Raw genomic sequence first — 14,883 nt, 5'->3', positions numbered from 1 at the left:
CAACCCCGACCGGACCCGCGCCGCAGGCACGTTTCCGCAGGTCACCCCCGGATACTGGCTGACATGCCACGGGTACTGCTGATCGAGGACGACGACTCCGTACGGGAGGCGCTGGCGCTGGGCCTGCGCCGCCAGGGCCATCAGGTGCGCACCGCGGCCTCCGGCGAGGAGGGCCTGGAGCGGGCCCGGCAGGAGCCGCCGGAGCTGGTCGTGCTGGACCTGATGCTGCCGGGCATCGACGGCTTCGAGGTCTGCCGGCGGCTGCGGCGGGCCGGGCCCACCCCGGTGATCATGCTGACCGCGCTCGGGGAGGACGTGGACACCGTGCTCGGCCTGGAGGCCGGGGCCGACGACTACGTGGTCAAACCCGCGCAGTCCCGCGTCCTGGACGCCCGGATCCGCGCGGTGCTGCGCCGCAGTTCCGGCCTCGCCCCGGGACCGGAGCGCGAGGCGCACGGGGACCTGGTGCTGGACCGGGCCGCGCTGACCGTCACCAAGCACGGCGTCCCGCTCCCGCTCCCGCCCAGCGAGCTGCGGCTGCTGCTGGAACTCGCCGCCGCCCCGGGCCGGGTCTTCAGCCGGGAGCAACTCCTCGAATCCGTCTGGGGGTTCGGGCGCCAGGAGGACATCCGCCTGGTCGACGCCGGGGTCAACCGGCTGCGCGCCAGGATCGAGGACACCCCCTCCGCGCCGCGCTACGTCCAGACGGTGCGCGGCTTCGGCTACCGGTTCGGCCCGCTGTGACCGCCGCCGACGGCGCTCCGCCCGAGCACCCCCGCCCGCCCCGGCTGCTGCGGCTGCGCCGCGCGGCGGCCGGCCTGCGCCCGCGGCTGCTGGTCGCGTTCGTCGCCGTGGCCGCGCTGAGTGCGCTGGCCACCGCGGCACTCACCTACCGGGCCGCCACCAACTCGACGCTCGACCTCACCCAGGACACCGCCCTGGACGAGCTGCGCCGACGCGTCGACGTCCTCGCCCCCGACCTGCCGTTCCCGCCCACCCAGGGCGAACTCGACCGGCTGGCCGGGGAGTTGTCCGGCACCGGCGGGTTCCGGGACTGGCGGGTGCTGGCCGCGTACGGCATCACCCACTCCGAGTGGACCCAGCCCTTCGCCGTCCCGCCGACCCTGGAACGCGTGGTTGGCGCCGGCCGCGCCGCCTTCCAGCGGTTCGGCGCCGACGACCACCCGTGGCTCGCCGTCGGCGTCCCGGTCGGCTACGCCGCCACCCTGCCCGCCGGCCCGACCGGGCCCTCCGGACTCACCGTCTACGCCGCCCTGCCGCTCGACCGCGAACAGAGCGCCGCCGACGCCCTGCTCGCCGCGGCCGCCGGAGCCGGGGCGTTCGCCGCCGTCCTGGCCGCCGGGCTCGCGCTGCTCGCCGCCCGCCAGGTGCTGCGCCCGGTCCGGGCCCTGGGCGACGCCGCCCACGCCCTCGCCCAGGGCCGGCTGGACACCCGGCTCACCGTCACCGGACACGACGAACTCGCCCAGCTGTCCAAGACCTTCAACCACACCGCCCGCACCCTCCACGGCACCATCGAGGAGTTGCGCGCCGTCGAGTCCCAGGGCCGGCGCTTCGCCGCCGACGTCTCGCACGAACTGCGCACCCCGCTGGCCGCGATGCTCGCCGTCACCGACATCCTCGACGAGGACGCCGAACAGCTCCCCGCCGACACCGCCGCCGCCCTGCGCATGATCAGCAACGAGACCGTACGGCTGACCCGGCTGGTCAACGACCTGATCGAGATCTCCCGCCTGGACGCCGGGGCCGCCCCGCTGCGCACCGAGCGGATCGACGCCGCCACCGCCGTCCGCGACACCCTCGACCTGCGCGGCTGGCTCGACCGGATCACCCTCGACCTGCCCGCCGCCCTGCCCTCGGAGCTCGACCCGCGCCGCTTCGACGTGATCGTCGCCAACCTGGCCGGCAACGCCCTGCGGCACGGCCGCCCGCCCGTCCGGCTGGCCCTCCGGGGCTCGGACGAGGACCTCGTGCTCACCGTCACCGACACCGGGCCGGGCATCCCGCCCGCCGCGCTCCCCCACCTCTTCGACCGCTTCTACAAGGCCGACAAGGCCCGCGCCCGCTCCGAGGGCAGCGGCCTCGGCCTCGCCATCGCCCAGGAGAACGCCCGGCTGCACGGCGGCGTCATCCAGGCCGCCAACACCCCCGGCGGCGGTGCGGTGTTCACCCTGGTGCTGCCCCGCGGCCTCGACACCGAGGAGACCGAGTGACCCCCCGCCGCCTGACCGCCGTGGCCGCCCTGCTGCTCACCGCCTGCGGCTGCTCCATCTCCACCACCGGGGCCGTGAAGAGCGGACAGGCCGCCACCGGCATCCAGCCGGGGACCAGGCTCTACTTCCTCGACCAGCACGGCATCCACCTGACCATCCGCCCCGGCAGCCAACGCGAGGACCTCCAGCAGACCCTGGACACCCTGGCCACCGGCCCCGACCCCGCCGAACGGCGCTCCGGCCTCTACAGCGACCTTCCGCCCGGCGGCCGCATCCAGGCCACCACCACCCCGGGCACCGTCACCCTCACCCTCTCCTGGCCCGCCGCCTCGCTCTCCGCCCCCGCCGTCCAACAACTCGTCTGCACCGCCGAGGACGCCCCCGCCCCCGGCCCCGCCCCCAGGATCGCCCTCCTCAGCAGCGACGCCCCCGCCCCCATCCACCAGGAGTGCGACCTCCACCGCGGCGGCTGACACCGTCGGGCGCCGTCCCCGCCGTCCCCGCCGCACCCCGGCACCTGGCCGCACTCCACCGGCATGGATTCGGGCATTCCCTGGTCATATGACTAAGCGCTTGCTTAGACTCGGACGCCTGTCCGCGTCCCCCGCGAAGCGCACCCCCAGGAGTTGCCGTGACCGGAGTCAACCGCCAGATCCGCCTCGCCCGTCGGCCGGTCGGCGAGGTCCGACCCGAGGACTGGACCCACACGGAGGAGCCCGTGCCGGTGCCCGGCGAGGGGGAGTTCCTCGGCCGGACCCGGTACGTGTCGCTGGACCCGGCGATGCGCGGGTGGCTGGACGACCGGCCGTCGTACCTGCCGCCGGTGGGGCTGGGCGAGGTGATGCGGGCCGGGTCGGTGGTCGAGGTGCTGGCCTCGGACCACCCGGAGTTCCGGGTCGGCGACCTCGTGGTGGGGGCCTTCGGGGTCCAGGAGTACGCGGTGTCGGACGGCAAGGGGGCGTTCAGGATCGATCCCGCGCTCGCCGCGCCGTCCACCTACCTGGGGGCGCTCGGGATGCCCGGGATGACCGCCTACTTCGGGCTGTTGGAGGTCGGCGCGCTCAAGGAGGGCGAGACCGTGGTGGTCTCCGGCGCCGCCGGGGCGGTCGGCACGATGGTCGGCCAGATCGCCCGGCTGAAGGGCTGCCGGGTGGTCGGCATCGCCGGCGGGCCGGAGAAGTGCGCCGTGCTGACCGGGGAGTTGGGCTTCGACGCGGCGATCGACTACCGCACCGAGGACGTCCGCAAGGCGCTCCGCGCCCACGCCCCGGACGGCATCGACGTCTACTTCGACAACGTCGGCGGCCCGGTCCTGGACGCCGCGCTGACCCGCCTCGCGATGCACGCCCGGGTGGTGCTCTGCGGTGCGATCAGCCAGTACAACACCGAGGGCGCCGTCCAGGGCCCGTCCAACTACCTTGCGCTGCTGGTGCGTCGGGCCCGCATGGAGGGCTTCGTGGTCTTCGACTACGCCCGCCGCTACCCGGAGGCCGCCGCCGAGCTGGCGGGCTGGATCGGCGACGGCCGGATCAAGGTCAAGGAGCACCTGGTCGAGGGCACCGTCGCCGACTTCCCGGCCACCCTCGGCATGCTGTTCCGCGGCGAGAACACCGGCAAGCTGGTGCTCCGCCTCACCTGAGCGGACGTCGGCCCGAGACGGGGCGGCCCCGGGCGGGTCGGCCCCGGGCCGACCGCACCGGCCCGGGCACCCCGGTCAGTCCTCCGTGTCGCCGCCCGGGCCGTCCTCCGCCCGCTGGTCCTCGCTGCGCCCGGTCCGCCAGTAGCCCATGAAGCAGACCGCACGCCGGTCCATCCCCCGCTCGCCGACCAGGTGGCGGCGCAACTCCCGGACGGCGGCGGCCTCCCCGGCGATCCACGCGTACGGCCGCCCGGCCGGCAGGCCGGCGGCGCGCACCGCCGCGGTCAGGCCGGGCGCGCCGGAGCGGCGGTGCAGCCAGACGGTCTCGACGCCGGTGCGCCCGGCCGGGAGGTACGCCTCCTCGGCCGGCCCGTCCACCTCGGCGAAGATCCGCACCGGCAGGCCCGGGGGCAGTTCCGCCAGGATGGCGGCGATGGCGGGCAGCGCCGACTCGTCCCCGGCCAGCAGCACCCAACCGGCGTCGGCGGGCAGCCGGAACTCGACCCCGCCGGCCTCGTCCACCGCGGGCCCGCAGACCACCACCCGGTCGCCCGGGGCCGCCCCGGCGGCCCATCGGGAGCCCGGCCCGCCGTCCCCGCCCTCGTGCACGGCGATGTCGATGTCGATCTCGTCGGGATCGCGGCGCTGGGCGCGGACGGTGTAGGTCCGCAGGACCGGGCGCACCCGCGGGTCCATCTCCCGCCAGCTGTGGTACCAGCCGAAGTCCCCGTCACCGGGCGGGATCAGCGGCTCGGGCTGGCCCGCGAGCGGCAACAGCAGCTTGATCCGCTGGTCGAGCCCGCCGTTGACGAATCCGGCGAGGCTCTCGCCGGCGAGCGTGATCCGGACCAGGTGCGGGGTGAGGACCGCGGTGCGGGCGACCCGCAGGGGGAAGAGCGCGAAGCGGGCGGGGGCGGTGACGGTGGACAGGACCGGCTCCTTCCGGTGGGCGGGGGCGGGCGGCACCGTGCGGCGCCACCCGGCCCCCTTGCTGCTAAGGCAAGGCTAACCTAATGCTTGACGATCGACCAGATCACGCCGGACCGTCAGTCGAGCCTCCTGGTCGACCTGATCGCCTCCGCCAGCCGCTCCAGCAGCGGCGCCGCACCGGCGTAGGAGAAGCGCGGCACCGCGCTCCAGGGCGTGATCCGCCCCGCCCGCACGGCGGGCAGCTGGGCCCACGTCGGCTTGCCCGTCAGGTCCTTGGGCTGGAGCGACGTGCCCCGCTCGTCGAGCAGCAGCAGATCGGCCCGGTACTTGCCGGCGTTCTCCCAGCTGAGGCCCTCGAAGTAGTCGCCGCCGTCGGTCTTCTCCGGCACCACGAGGTCGACGCCGAGCTGCGCGAAGTACATCAGGTCGGCGGAGACCTTCGGGTTGGACACGTAGAACAGGTTGGGGCTGGCCGAGCAGGCCAGCACCCGGACCCCGCCGGACGCCTTGGCCGCCTGCCGGACGCTCTCGGCGGCGGCCTCGAAGCGCGCCTTGGCCGCGGTGACCTTCTCCGCGTTCAGGTCCGCGCCCAACGAGGCGGCCAGCGCGGCGTAGCGCTCGATCGGCTGGGTCATCGGCACCCGGGCCACCGACACCGCCGCGACGTTCGGGTTGATCGCGAGGATCTTGTCCTTGCTCTCCTCCGGGACGTACCAGAGGGCGCCCGGGTCGTACATGTGGGTGACCAGCAGGTCGGGCCGCAGCGCCGCGTACCTCTCGACGTCGAACTCGCCGTAGGCGTTGCCGATCACGGCGACCCTGCTCACGTCGAGGTCACCGGCCTGCGGGTCGGGCCGGCCGTCCGCACCCTTGGTCTCGCCGAAGACGCCGACGATCCGCTCCCCCAGGCCGAAGTCGGCCAGGGCCGCGGCCGTCCCGGTGAAGGCGACGATGCGCCCGGGCGCGGCGGGCGCCGAGAGCTGCTTCGGCCGGTCGTCGGTGAACGACCAGGGGCCGCCGCTCCCGCCGCCGGCCGCCGTGCCACCACCCTTCGCACCGCCCTTCGCACCGCCGCCGCAAGCGGTCAGGGCCGCGCCGAGCGCGGTGGCACCACCGACGGCGAGCAGACCACGACGGGTGGGCCGACCGAGGTTTCCGGGACGCATCACAACAGTTCACCTTCGGGGAGGGGTGGGCGCGGGACCGCGAGCGCAGCGCTCGGCGAGCACCGATCAACATCGAACTAAGCATAGGCTAACCTAACTCCCGCCCCTGTTCAGCTACCCCTTCCGCCCCATCCCGTCCCCTCCCGCACCGTCAGACCCGGAGCCCACCACCCGTGCCCCTCACCCGACCAGAACCGCTCGGCGACCGGACGGGCCCACCCGGCCCGCACCCGCCCGACCCCGACGCACCCGGCCCCGACGCGCCCCCACCCCGCCGCCGGACCACGCTGCGGGCCGGCGGACTGCTCGCCGCCGTCCTGCTGCTGCTCGCGGTCGCCGCGCTGAGCATCGCCGTCGGCGCCAAGCCGCTCTCCCCCGGCCAGGTCTGGCACGGCCTGCTCGACCACGACTCCGCCGACTACGCCGTGGTCCACCGGATGCGTCTGCCCCGCACCCTGCTCGGACTGCTGGTCGGCTGCGGCCTCGGCCTCTCCGGCGCCGTCATGCAGGCCCTGACCCGCAACCCGCTCGCGGATCCCGGCCTGCTGGGCATCAACGCGGGCGCCTCGGCGGCCGTGGTCACCGCCTCCGCCCTGCTCGGTGTGGCCACCTTCGGCGGGTACGTCTGGTTCGCGCTCGCCGGTGCGGCCGTGGTCTCCGTCGCCGTGTACGCGGTCGGCGGCGGGCGGTCCGCCACGCCCGCCCGGCTCGCGCTGGCCGGCTCCGCGCTCAACGCCACGCTCTACTCGTACGTCAGCGCGGTGATGCTGCTGAACACCACGGCGCTGGACCGGATGCGGTTCTGGACGGTCGGTTCGCTGGCCGACGCCCAGCCCGCGACCGTCCGCGCGCTGCTGCCGTTCGTCGCGGTGGGCGTGCTGCTGGCGCTCGCGCTGGCCGGGCCGCTCAACGCCCTGGCCCTCGGCGACGACACCGCCAGCGCCCTCGGCGCCCGCCCCGCACGCGTACGGGCCGGGGCCATCACGGCCGTCACCCTGCTCTGCGGGGCCGCGACCGCCGCCTGCGGACCGATCGTCTTCGTCGGCCTGCTCGTCCCCCACCTGGTACGCGTCGTCACCGGCCCCGACCTGCGCTGGCTGCTGCCCTACTGCGCCGTGCTCGCCCCGGTCCTGCTGCTCGGCGCCGACGTGCTGGGACGGATCGTCGCCCGGCCGGGCGAACTGCTCGTCGGCGTGGTGACCGCCGTGCTCGGCGGCCCGTTCTTCCTCCTCATCGCCCGCCGCGGGAAGGTGGCCCGGACATGACCCCGATCATGAGCCCGATCCGTTCCGGCGGCACCGCCCGGCCCCGGCGCCGCTCACGGCGCGCCCTGCTCGCCGGCGCCGGCTGCGCCCTGCTGGCCGCCGTGGTGACCGTGCTCAGCCTCGGCAGCGGAAGCTACTCGCTCGGGCCCGGCGAGGTGCTGCGCGCGCTCACCGGCGGGGGCACCCCCGCCGAGGACTTCATCGTCAACCAACTGCGGCTGCCCCGGGTGGTCACCGCCCTGCTGGTCGGCGCGGCCCTGGCGCTGGCCGGTGCGCTCTTCCAGTCCGTCGTCCGCAACCCGCTGGGCAGCCCCGACGTCCTCGGGTTCACCCAGGGCGCCGCCGTCGGCGCCCTGCTCGTGGTGGTGGCGGGCGGCGGCAGCCTGGCCCTGGCCGGCGGAGCAGTGGCCGGGGGCGTCGTCACCGGGGCGGCCGTCTGCGCGCTCGCCTGGCGCGGCGGCCTGCACGGCGGCCGGCTGGTGCTGGTCGGCATCGGCGCCGCCGCCGTCCTCACCGGGATCAGCGGCTACCTGATCACCCGGGCCCGGCTCACGGAAGCGGCCCGGGCCCTGCTCTGGCTGACCGGCAGCCTGGACGGACGCGGCTGGGGCGACGCCCTGCCGCTGGCCGTCGCCCTCGCCGTCCTGCTCCCGGTGCTCCTGTGCGGCTGCGCCCGGCCGCTGCGCATGCTCGAACTGGGCGACGACCCCGCCCAGGCGCTGGGTGTCCGGGTCGGACCGCTGCGGCTGCTGCTGATCGGCAGCGCCGTCCTGCTGTCCTCGCTCGCGGCGGCCGCCGCCGGGCCGGTCTCCTTCGTCGCCCTCACTGCACCCCAGCTCGCCAAGCGGCTGACCCGTTCCCCCGGGCCCAACCTGACCGTCTCGACGCTGGTCGGCGCCACCCTGCTGGTCACCGCCGACTGGCTCGCCCAACACCTCTTCGGGACACGCCAGTTGCCGGTCGGCGTGGTCACCGGCGTGCTCGGCGGCGGCTACCTGGTCCGGCTGCTGGCGGTCGAACGCCGGGCCGGCCGGATCTGACCGCGGCGGCGGGCGGCGCACCGACGGCCGCGCGCGCGGGTGCGCGGGTGCCGCCGTCAGCCCTCGCCCCGGGCCGTCACCGGGTCGGTGACGCCCCCGGGCGAGGCCGCGCCGCGGACGTCCCAGCCGGCCAGCCCGGCCGCCGCCCCGTAGACGGACTCGTAGAAGTCCAGGACCGCACCGCGCGGGTCCTCGCCGCCGCGGACGTCGTCGTACTCCAGGACGGCCAGGTGGCTGCCGTTGCGCTCGATCCAGCGGGCGGCCCCGGGGCGCAGCGGGCGGTCGGCCAGGCCCGCGGGCTCGGGCGCCGCGTAGGCGTAGAAGGCCGGCCGGGGGAAGGTGTCGTCGCCGAACCAGAAGCCGGCACTGATCACCTCGCGGGAGTAGGCCTCGCGGGTGACCGGGTCGACGGTCGGGGGCTGGTCGATCTCCCGGCCGGAGAAGCGGGTGACGGCGAGGTCGAAGGTGTGCCAGAAGTGGTGCACCGGGCTGGTCTTCCCGCAGAACCCGGCGGCGAACTCCTCCAGCACGACGGCGACTTGGCCGAGCACCTGCCAGTAGCGGTTGACCCAGTACGGATCGTAGGCGGCGTGTTCGGTGTCCTCGGCGAAGGGCCGGTCGGCGTCGGGCAGGTCGAACGGGCGCGGGTTCCGCAGCGACACCGGCACGCCGACCGCGGCGAGGGCGTCGAGCGTCCGCCGGTGGAACGACGCCACGGACTGGCCGGTGAGCGGGAAGGAGGCCCGGCGGCCGTCCGAGGAGCAGACCTCCAGCCGGTGGTCGACGAAGTCGAAGTCCACGCAGAAGGTGCCGGCGCCGTCGGCCGTGGCCATCGGGCGGGTGGTGATGCCCCGCCCGGTGAGGTGGTAGGGGACGTTCCACCAGTGGTTGCGGCGCACGCTGTGCGCCAGCCGGACCTTGCCGACGATCTGGGCGAACCGGTGCACCGACTCCTTGGAGTCCTGCCAGCGGTCCAGCGGGATCGGGGGGAACAGCTCCATGGCCGTCACGCTAGGGCACCGGGCACACCCCCGCATCCGCGCCCGGACCGTGGCCGCTTCCGTGGCCACGGCTCGTCGATCCGGCCCGGGTCAGGGCTGTGCCTCGCTCCGGGGCTGCATCCGCTCAGGGCTGCGCCCGCCCCGGGGCGCGCTGCAACCGGAACGCATCGGCCAGGACGGCCTCGGCCAGCACCCGGGCCGGACCGCGGGCGCCGGTGCGTCCCGTGGTGAGGGCGAAGTCGATGGCTCCCAGGTCCGGCAGGCCCGGCAGACCCGGCTGGCCCGGCTGGTCGGGCAGCGGCCGCAGGCCGGACGGGATGAGGCTGCGGGCGTGCGGCACCATCCCGAGTCCGGCCAGCGCGGCGGCCCGGACGCCGGACAGGCTGGTGCTGGTGCAGGCGATCCGCCAGGGCCGGCCGTCCCGCTCGCAGGCCTCCAGGGCGCGCGCCCGGGTGAAGCTGGGCGGCGGGTAGACGATGAGCGGCAGCGGCTCCGCCGGGTCGTCCAGCCGGAAGTCCTCCGCCGCGACCCACACCAGCCGGTCCTGCCGGACCAGTCGGCCCTGGGATTCGCCGCCCGGCGGGCGCTTGCCGAGCACCAGGTCGAGCCGCCCGTCGGCCAACTGCTCGTAGAGCACGGCGCTGAGCCCGACGGTGAGTTCGAGGTCGACCTGCGGGTTGCGTCGTCGGAAGCCCCGCAGGATCTGGGGCAGCTCGGTGTCGACGAAGTCCTCCGAGGCGCCGAACCGCACCCGCCCGCTGACCTGCGTCCGCGCGAAGTACCCGAGCGCCTGCTCGTGCGCCTCCAGGATCGTCCGGGCGAACCCGAGCATCGCCTCGCCCTCCCCGGTGAGCCGCACGGAGTGGGTGTCGCGCAGCAGGAGCTGCCGGCCGGCCGCCGCCTCCAGGCGCCGCACGTGCTGGCTGACCGTCGACTGCCGCACTCCCAGCCGCTCGGCGGCCCGAGTGAAGCCGCCGGTCCTGGCCACCGCGAGGAAGGACCTCAACTGCACGGGATCAAACATCCGGCCACTCTATCTGCTGATATCACGAATCATGATGACAGTGAGTGCGGCCAGCGGGATTCCCTATCACCGGGCTCAACGGCAGGCTGGCACCATCCCAGCCGAACCACCACAGCGGAGAACCATGCCCCGGCCGACCACCCCCCCCCCCCCCCGCCGAATAGGACGCCCCGGCGCCCGGCGGCCGCTCCGGCAACGCCTCCGCCTCCCCGTCGACCCGTTCATCGCCTCCCTGCTCGGCACCGTGCTGCTCGCCGCCCTGCTCCCCGCCCGCGGCGCCGCCGCACCGCTCGTCTCGGACGCGGCCACCGCCGGCGTCGCCGTGCTGTTCTTCCTCTACGGCGCCCGGCTCTCCGCCTGGGAGGCCTGGGAGGGGCTCAAGCACTGGCGACTGCACGGCACCGTGCTCACGGTGACCTTCGTCCTCTTCCCGCTCCTCGGGGTCGCCGCCCGTCTGCTGGTACCGACGGTCCTGACCCCGCAGCTCTACCAGGGCCTGCTGTTCCTCACCCTGCTGCCCTCCACCGTGCAGTCCTCGATCGCCTTCACCTCCATCGCCCGCGGCAACACCGCCGCCGCCGTCTGCAGCGCGACCTTCTCCAGCCTCTTCGGCATCCTCCTGACCCCGCTGCTCGCCGCCGTGCTGCTGCACACCCAGGGCGGCATCTCGGCGGACACCGTGCTGGAGATCGCCGAACAGCTCCTCCTGCCCTTCGCCGCCGGCCAGTTGCTGCGCCGCTGGATCACCGGCTGGACCGCCCGCCACCGCGGCGTGCTCACCCTGGTCGACCGCGGCTCCATCCTGCTGGTCGTCTACAGCGCCTTCGGCGCCGCCGTCGTCGGCGGGATGTGGGGCACCCTCTCGCTGCTCCGGCTCGCCGCCCTGCTGCTGGTCGAGTCGGTGCTGCTGGCCGTGGTCCTGACGCTCACCCTGCTGGTCGGCCGCCGGCTCGGGTTCGTCCGGGAGGATGTGATCGCCATCGTCTTCTGCGGCTCCAAGAAGAGCCTGGCCAGCGGCGTCCCGATGGCCGCCGTCCTCTTCCCCGGCCCGGCGGCCGGGTTGATGGTCCTGCCACTGATGCTCTTCCACCAGCTGCAACTGATGGTGTGCGCCGTCCTCGCCCGCCGCTGGGGCGCCGCACCCCGCCCCACCGGCCCCGCCGGCCCCACCGCACCGACCCCACCCGTACCGGCCCTCCAGCACACCGGCTGACCCCACCGCGCCCGTGGTCCCCGCACAGGGTGATCGGGAACCAGGGCCCGTACGGACGCACTGTCCGTACGGGCCCGGGTCGACTACCGGTGGGCTGCCGAAGAGGACGTGCCGGGTTCGACGACCTGGATCGCGTCGGCGGTGCCGACGGTCACCACGACGTCCCGGCCGGACTTCCGGAACCCGAGCGAATCACCGGCGACCTTCCGCACCTGCGTCGCCCCGTCGACCCCTTCGATCCTGAGCGCGATCCCCTTCTCGGAGCAGCCGACGGTCGCCGTCGCGAACGGCGCCGCCGGGCTCGTCGCCACCGTGTACGGGCCGGTCAGCGCGGACCCCGGGAACTGCTCGTGATCGTCCGAGAAACCGGTTCCGAGCGCCGGCCGTTGTGCCCCGAACGAGATCGGCGCCGGGCCGGTCGGGCCTGCGGGTGTGACCGGAAGGAACGCTGTCAGGCAGATGTTGTCCCTGACGGCGAGGACCACGTCGGTGTCCGAGATCCGGGCGACACCGAGCACCTTGGCCGGTGCCGTTCCGGGCACGATGTCGATGCCGTTCTGGACGGCCGCTTCCACGGGGGCGGCGGCGAGTCCGTTCAACGGCCAGGGAGGAGGTGTCCCGTCCTTCCGGGGTTCGCCGTCGCCGGTGCACGCCGACGCTGCGGCGGCGAGGACGGCCACGGTGATCGTGAGCCTGACGGATCGACGCATGTGTGCTGAACTCTCCCCACGCACGGCCCTCGTGCCCACCCGGACTCCACCCCCGGAGCGGATGGATGGGCGAGCGGTTCCGGCCCCGCCGTGGGGCCTCGCCGCTCAACACGTAGTCAATCCGCGTTCCTGACGACCGATCAAGAGGCTTCGAGGGACGCTGTGGGAACCCGGAGCGTCATTTCCGGCCGGCACCCCCCGTTCAGCGGGGTCGCCCTTCCCCGCGCGAGTTCACGCTACGGCCCAGGGCTCCCTTCCGGAGCGGGCCGGACGGTCATCGAGCTGCGGCGCCCTGTTTCGGACAGGTCCTGAGTCGCACTCCGGCCGATCGGCCGGATGATCCACCTGCCTGTCCAGGGGCACTGGCACCGGGCACCTGGCCGACGGACCAGAACGACACGGGCGAGGGCCGACCATGATCCGGGGCGCGGTGCTGCCGGCGCCGCCGAGCGGGCCCCGGGGGGGCTTACTCGGGCAGGCCTCCGAGAGTGACGACCGAGTAGGTCTCTCCCGGCCCCGGCGGGCGAGTCCAGGAACGGGTGGTGAAGGTGTGCAACCGGCCCTCGGTGATCGCGAACCGGGGCAGACCCACACCGAACTCCGCCGCGATCGCCGCCAGTGCGCGGCGCCCGCCGGCACGGTCGGACGTACCGTCTCCCGGTGTGGCAGGAGCAGCGAACAGCGCGGCCGGGTCGAGCCCGGGCGGTATCGGACCGCCGCTGCTGCGGACCTCGGAGCCACCGACGGTGAAGGCGTACTGCTCGACGCCCTGTTCGGCGACGGAGAGGTGGAACACGCCGCGCTCCGGCTCGCACGAGGGGCCCAGTCGGTGGCGACGTGCAGCACTGGGGCGCCGACCGCCCCGAGCAAATCCGTTGGCGCCGAGAGCCTTCAAGCGACAAGACTGCGCTGGTGAACACTCTGCCGCCGTTGCCCGGCCCGCTCCCTCGGCCCGTACCGGCCCCAGCGCCGGACCCACGTACCCGAGACGTCGTTAGCGACTATGCGGGCATGGACGCCTTGGTGGCAGACCTGGTTCTGCCCGGTAACGCATCGATGTACGTCATGAGCGCGATGGAAACGTCCCGCGAACTCATCCGACACTCCTACTACCGGTACGAGTTCGCCACCGTTGCCGTCACGCATTCCCTGTTCGCCCTGGAGCACGTCCTCACCGAGCGTCTGGCCGTCAACGAACCGGTCAAGGACCTCATCGAGCGGGCCACCGATGCAGGGCTCCTCCCGGTCGAACTCGCTGCCGAGCTTGACCACTGCCGACTCCTGCGCGACAAGCTCGCTCAGGGCACTGTGACCAGTGCCGCCCTCGGCCCGGCCAGGGCCGTCGCCATGGTGCGTGCCGTCTTTGATGCTGTTTCCCTGCTCCTTCGCCCGCCACGGGCGGCAGAGGTGGCAGCCGTCGACATGAACGGAATGCAGCTGAAAGACCAGCTCGCCCGGCTGTGGAAGGACCATCGGCGCGCACCGTACCCGGACAGCTTCCGCGGTATTGCCGTCGAGGGCGTGGAGCTTATCCTCCTGGACGCCGATGTCGCCGGCCTCGTCCAGCGAGAGCTGAACGGCGGGCTCGACGACAGTGGCGTAGCCATCCTCTGGGCTTGCATCGCCGACCTCGACAAGGTCGTGAACCTGATCAACTCGGAGTACTGCGCCTCATACTTCGCGAGACTCCGGACGATGGCCAAGCTCACAGCAACCCGCCACGTCCCCACCGCGACCTGACACGGTACCCATTCCCAGGACGCCGCCGGGCTACTGCCCCGAACGCGGCTCCTTCGTCTGTATGACGGCGAGTCGGACCTCGCCGAAGTAGGCGAGGTCCCAGGCCGCAACGCGGGTGGTGCCGGGCAGATCGGGCCCTCCGGAGGAGATGCCGGGTCGGTCCCACGGCCGGTCCAGGTAGGGCGACCAGAGGTGCGCCCGAAGGCGGGGATCGCCGACCGGGGCGAGCATGCGGTCCCGCTCGGCCGCCGCTTCAGGCGAGAGCTCCCGCGCGCTGTCGAACAGGTCCGGCGGCAGCCCCAGGGTCGCCGCTTCGTCGGGACCGGGCCGCAGCCCGTCGGGGCCCTGCTTCCCCCGGATCGCGGTCAGCAGCGCGTCCCGGAGCGTTCCGTCGGTGACGACGCGGAAGGACACCTGGACGGTGAACGCGCCGTCCTCGACACCGGACGCGATGTCGGGCAGACCCAGGCCGTGCTCGGTGAGCACGGCGGCCAACTCGTCGCCGGTGACCGTGCGGCACGCCTCGGCGACCAGGTTGGAGTCGGGCCTTGCGCCGAACGCCCGGGAGAGAGCCGATTCCTGGGTGAAGTCGAAGGCGAAGACGGACCGGGCGAGGTCCAGGCTCCAGTCGAGGGCCAGGCAGATCCGCAGCACCGCGGGCCGATCGCTGTCACCGCCCGGCGCCCACGTCCGCCGCAGCGAGTCGGAGTCGTCGAGGGTCCCCCACACCCAGTCCTCGTCAACCGCCGTGTTGAGGTAGTACAGGGTGTACGCGGCTTCGGGATCGAAGCTGTCCACCGGCCTGCCGAGCAGCACGGAGAACGCCGCCGTCAGATCCTGCTCCCATGAATCGGTCATCGTGTCACCCTAGTTGGGCAGCACCCACCAGCGCTCACCAGAACTCACCAGTGCTCACCAACG

General features: G+C 74.1%; 15 protein-coding genes. 8 read left to right on the top strand and 7 right to left on the bottom strand.

The window, feature by feature from the left end:
* Positions 1-63 precede the first annotated feature (63 nt).
* The 4 genes from AB0O91_RS07915 to AB0O91_RS07900 all read left to right on the top strand — a co-directional run bounded on the left by AB0O91_RS07915 (position 64) and on the right by AB0O91_RS07900 (position 3,873).
* Complete coding sequence (locus AB0O91_RS07915; RefSeq protein WP_363429065.1) at positions 64-744, top strand: response regulator transcription factor; 681 nt, start codon at positions 64-66, stop codon at positions 742-744.
* Entirely contained in the window at positions 741-2,234 is a 1,494-nt protein-coding gene (locus AB0O91_RS07910) for a HAMP domain-containing sensor histidine kinase (RefSeq protein WP_363429063.1), read from the top strand. Before AB0O91_RS07915 ends, AB0O91_RS07910 begins: the two co-directional genes overlap by 4 nt.
* Entirely contained in the window at positions 2,231-2,707 is a 477-nt protein-coding gene (locus tag AB0O91_RS07905) for a GerMN domain-containing protein (RefSeq protein WP_363429061.1), read from the top strand. Before AB0O91_RS07910 ends, AB0O91_RS07905 begins: the two co-directional genes overlap by 4 nt.
* 158 nt (positions 2,708-2,865) lie before the next feature.
* Positions 2,866-3,873, top strand: a complete 1,008-nt coding sequence (locus AB0O91_RS07900; protein WP_363429059.1) for an NADP-dependent oxidoreductase — start codon at positions 2,866-2,868, stop codon at positions 3,871-3,873.
* 75 nt (positions 3,874-3,948) lie between these two features.
* Here the strand turns inward: AB0O91_RS07900 and AB0O91_RS07895 are convergent, their stop codons facing one another.
* Positions 3,949-4,839: a siderophore-interacting protein gene (locus tag AB0O91_RS07895; protein WP_363429057.1), complete on the bottom strand. Its 891-nt coding sequence runs from the start codon at positions 4,837-4,839 to the stop codon at positions 3,949-3,951.
* A gap of 80 nt (positions 4,840-4,919) precedes the next feature.
* Positions 4,920-5,969 carry an ABC transporter substrate-binding protein gene (locus AB0O91_RS07890; protein WP_363429055.1) on the bottom strand — a complete coding sequence of 350 codons (1,050 nt, stop codon included), beginning with the start codon at positions 5,967-5,969 and terminating at the stop codon, positions 4,920-4,922.
* 287 nt (positions 5,970-6,256) lie between these two features.
* On the opposite strand from AB0O91_RS07890, the gene AB0O91_RS07885 reads away from it, so the two are divergent.
* Together AB0O91_RS07885 and AB0O91_RS07880 are read left to right on the top strand one after the other, a co-directional pair.
* Positions 6,257-7,234 (top strand): iron chelate uptake ABC transporter family permease subunit, encoded by a 978-nt coding sequence (locus AB0O91_RS07885; protein WP_363429155.1) that lies wholly within the window; start codon positions 6,257-6,259, stop codon positions 7,232-7,234.
* The gene (locus tag AB0O91_RS07880; protein ID WP_363429053.1) at positions 7,231-8,274 is read left to right on the top strand and encodes an iron chelate uptake ABC transporter family permease subunit; all 1,044 of its coding nucleotides are present in this window, start codon (positions 7,231-7,233) and stop codon (positions 8,272-8,274) included. The genes AB0O91_RS07885 and AB0O91_RS07880 overlap by 4 nt, the downstream gene beginning before the upstream one ends.
* A 56-nt stretch (positions 8,275-8,330) precedes the next feature.
* Here AB0O91_RS07880 and AB0O91_RS07875 read toward each other — a convergent pair whose 3' ends face one another.
* Together AB0O91_RS07875 and AB0O91_RS07870 are read right to left on the bottom strand one after the other, a co-directional pair.
* The gene (locus AB0O91_RS07875; protein WP_363429051.1) at positions 8,331-9,275 is read right to left on the bottom strand and encodes a DUF5996 family protein; all 945 of its coding nucleotides are present in this window, start codon (positions 9,273-9,275) and stop codon (positions 8,331-8,333) included.
* A 124-nt stretch (positions 9,276-9,399) separates the two neighbouring features.
* Entirely contained in the window at positions 9,400-10,299 is a 900-nt protein-coding gene (locus AB0O91_RS07870; RefSeq protein WP_363429049.1) for a LysR substrate-binding domain-containing protein, read from the bottom strand.
* A gap of 124 nt (positions 10,300-10,423) precedes the next feature.
* Between AB0O91_RS07870 and AB0O91_RS07865 the strand changes: the two genes are divergently transcribed.
* Positions 10,424-11,512 carry a bile acid:sodium symporter family protein gene (locus AB0O91_RS07865; protein ID WP_363429047.1) on the top strand — a complete coding sequence of 363 codons (1,089 nt, stop codon included), beginning with the start codon at positions 10,424-10,426 and terminating at the stop codon, positions 11,510-11,512.
* Between the two features lie 83 nt (positions 11,513-11,595).
* On the opposite strand, the gene AB0O91_RS07860 is transcribed toward AB0O91_RS07865, so the two are convergent.
* Together AB0O91_RS07860 and AB0O91_RS07855 are read right to left on the bottom strand one after the other, a co-directional pair.
* Positions 11,596-12,222 (bottom strand): hypothetical protein, encoded by a 627-nt coding sequence (locus AB0O91_RS07860; RefSeq protein WP_363429045.1) that lies wholly within the window; start codon positions 12,220-12,222, stop codon positions 11,596-11,598.
* A 466-nt stretch (positions 12,223-12,688) separates the two neighbouring features.
* Complete coding sequence (locus AB0O91_RS07855; protein ID WP_363429043.1) at positions 12,689-13,018, bottom strand: hypothetical protein; 330 nt, start codon at positions 13,016-13,018, stop codon at positions 12,689-12,691.
* Between the two features lie 215 nt (positions 13,019-13,233).
* On the opposite strand from AB0O91_RS07855, the gene AB0O91_RS07850 reads away from it, so the two are divergent.
* Positions 13,234-13,962 (top strand): hypothetical protein, encoded by a 729-nt coding sequence (locus AB0O91_RS07850; protein ID WP_363429041.1) that lies wholly within the window; start codon positions 13,234-13,236, stop codon positions 13,960-13,962.
* Positions 13,963-13,992: 30 nt separating this feature from the next.
* On the opposite strand, the gene AB0O91_RS07845 is transcribed toward AB0O91_RS07850, so the two are convergent.
* A complete protein-coding gene (locus AB0O91_RS07845) occupies positions 13,993-14,820 on the bottom strand; it encodes a hypothetical protein (protein WP_363429039.1) in 828 nt (275 codons plus the stop codon).
* Between the last annotated feature and the right edge of the window lie 63 nt (positions 14,821-14,883).

The sequence above is a fragment of the Kitasatospora sp. NPDC089797 genome, from assembly GCF_040684795.1.
In the GTDB taxonomy this organism is placed as follows: Bacteria; Actinomycetota; Actinomycetes; order Streptomycetales; family Streptomycetaceae; genus Kitasatospora.
Note: the sequence above shows the minus strand (reverse complement) of the source record. Positions and strands in the feature narration are given on the sequence as shown.

Coding starts and splice junctions, on each gene's coding strand:
- AB0O91_RS07915 (WP_363429065.1), top strand. CDS start 64: ATGCCACGGGTACTGCTGATCGAGGACGACGACTCCGTACGGGAGGCG.
- AB0O91_RS07890 (WP_363429055.1), bottom strand. CDS start 5,969: ATGCGTCCCGGAAACCTCGGTCGGCCCACCCGTCGTGGTCTGCTCGCC.
- AB0O91_RS07880 (WP_363429053.1), top strand. CDS start 7,231: ATGACCCCGATCATGAGCCCGATCCGTTCCGGCGGCACCGCCCGGCCC.
- AB0O91_RS07875 (WP_363429051.1), bottom strand. CDS start 9,275: ATGGAGCTGTTCCCCCCGATCCCGCTGGACCGCTGGCAGGACTCCAAG.
- AB0O91_RS07870 (WP_363429049.1), bottom strand. CDS start 10,299: ATGTTTGATCCCGTGCAGTTGAGGTCCTTCCTCGCGGTGGCCAGGACC.
- AB0O91_RS07865 (WP_363429047.1), top strand. CDS start 10,424: ATGCCCCGGCCGACCACCCCCCCCCCCCCCCGCCGAATAGGACGCCCC.
- AB0O91_RS07860 (WP_363429045.1), bottom strand. CDS start 12,222: ATGCGTCGATCCGTCAGGCTCACGATCACCGTGGCCGTCCTCGCCGCC.
- AB0O91_RS07850 (WP_363429041.1), top strand. CDS start 13,234: ATGGACGCCTTGGTGGCAGACCTGGTTCTGCCCGGTAACGCATCGATG.
- AB0O91_RS07845 (WP_363429039.1), bottom strand. CDS start 14,820: ATGACCGATTCATGGGAGCAGGATCTGACGGCGGCGTTCTCCGTGCTG.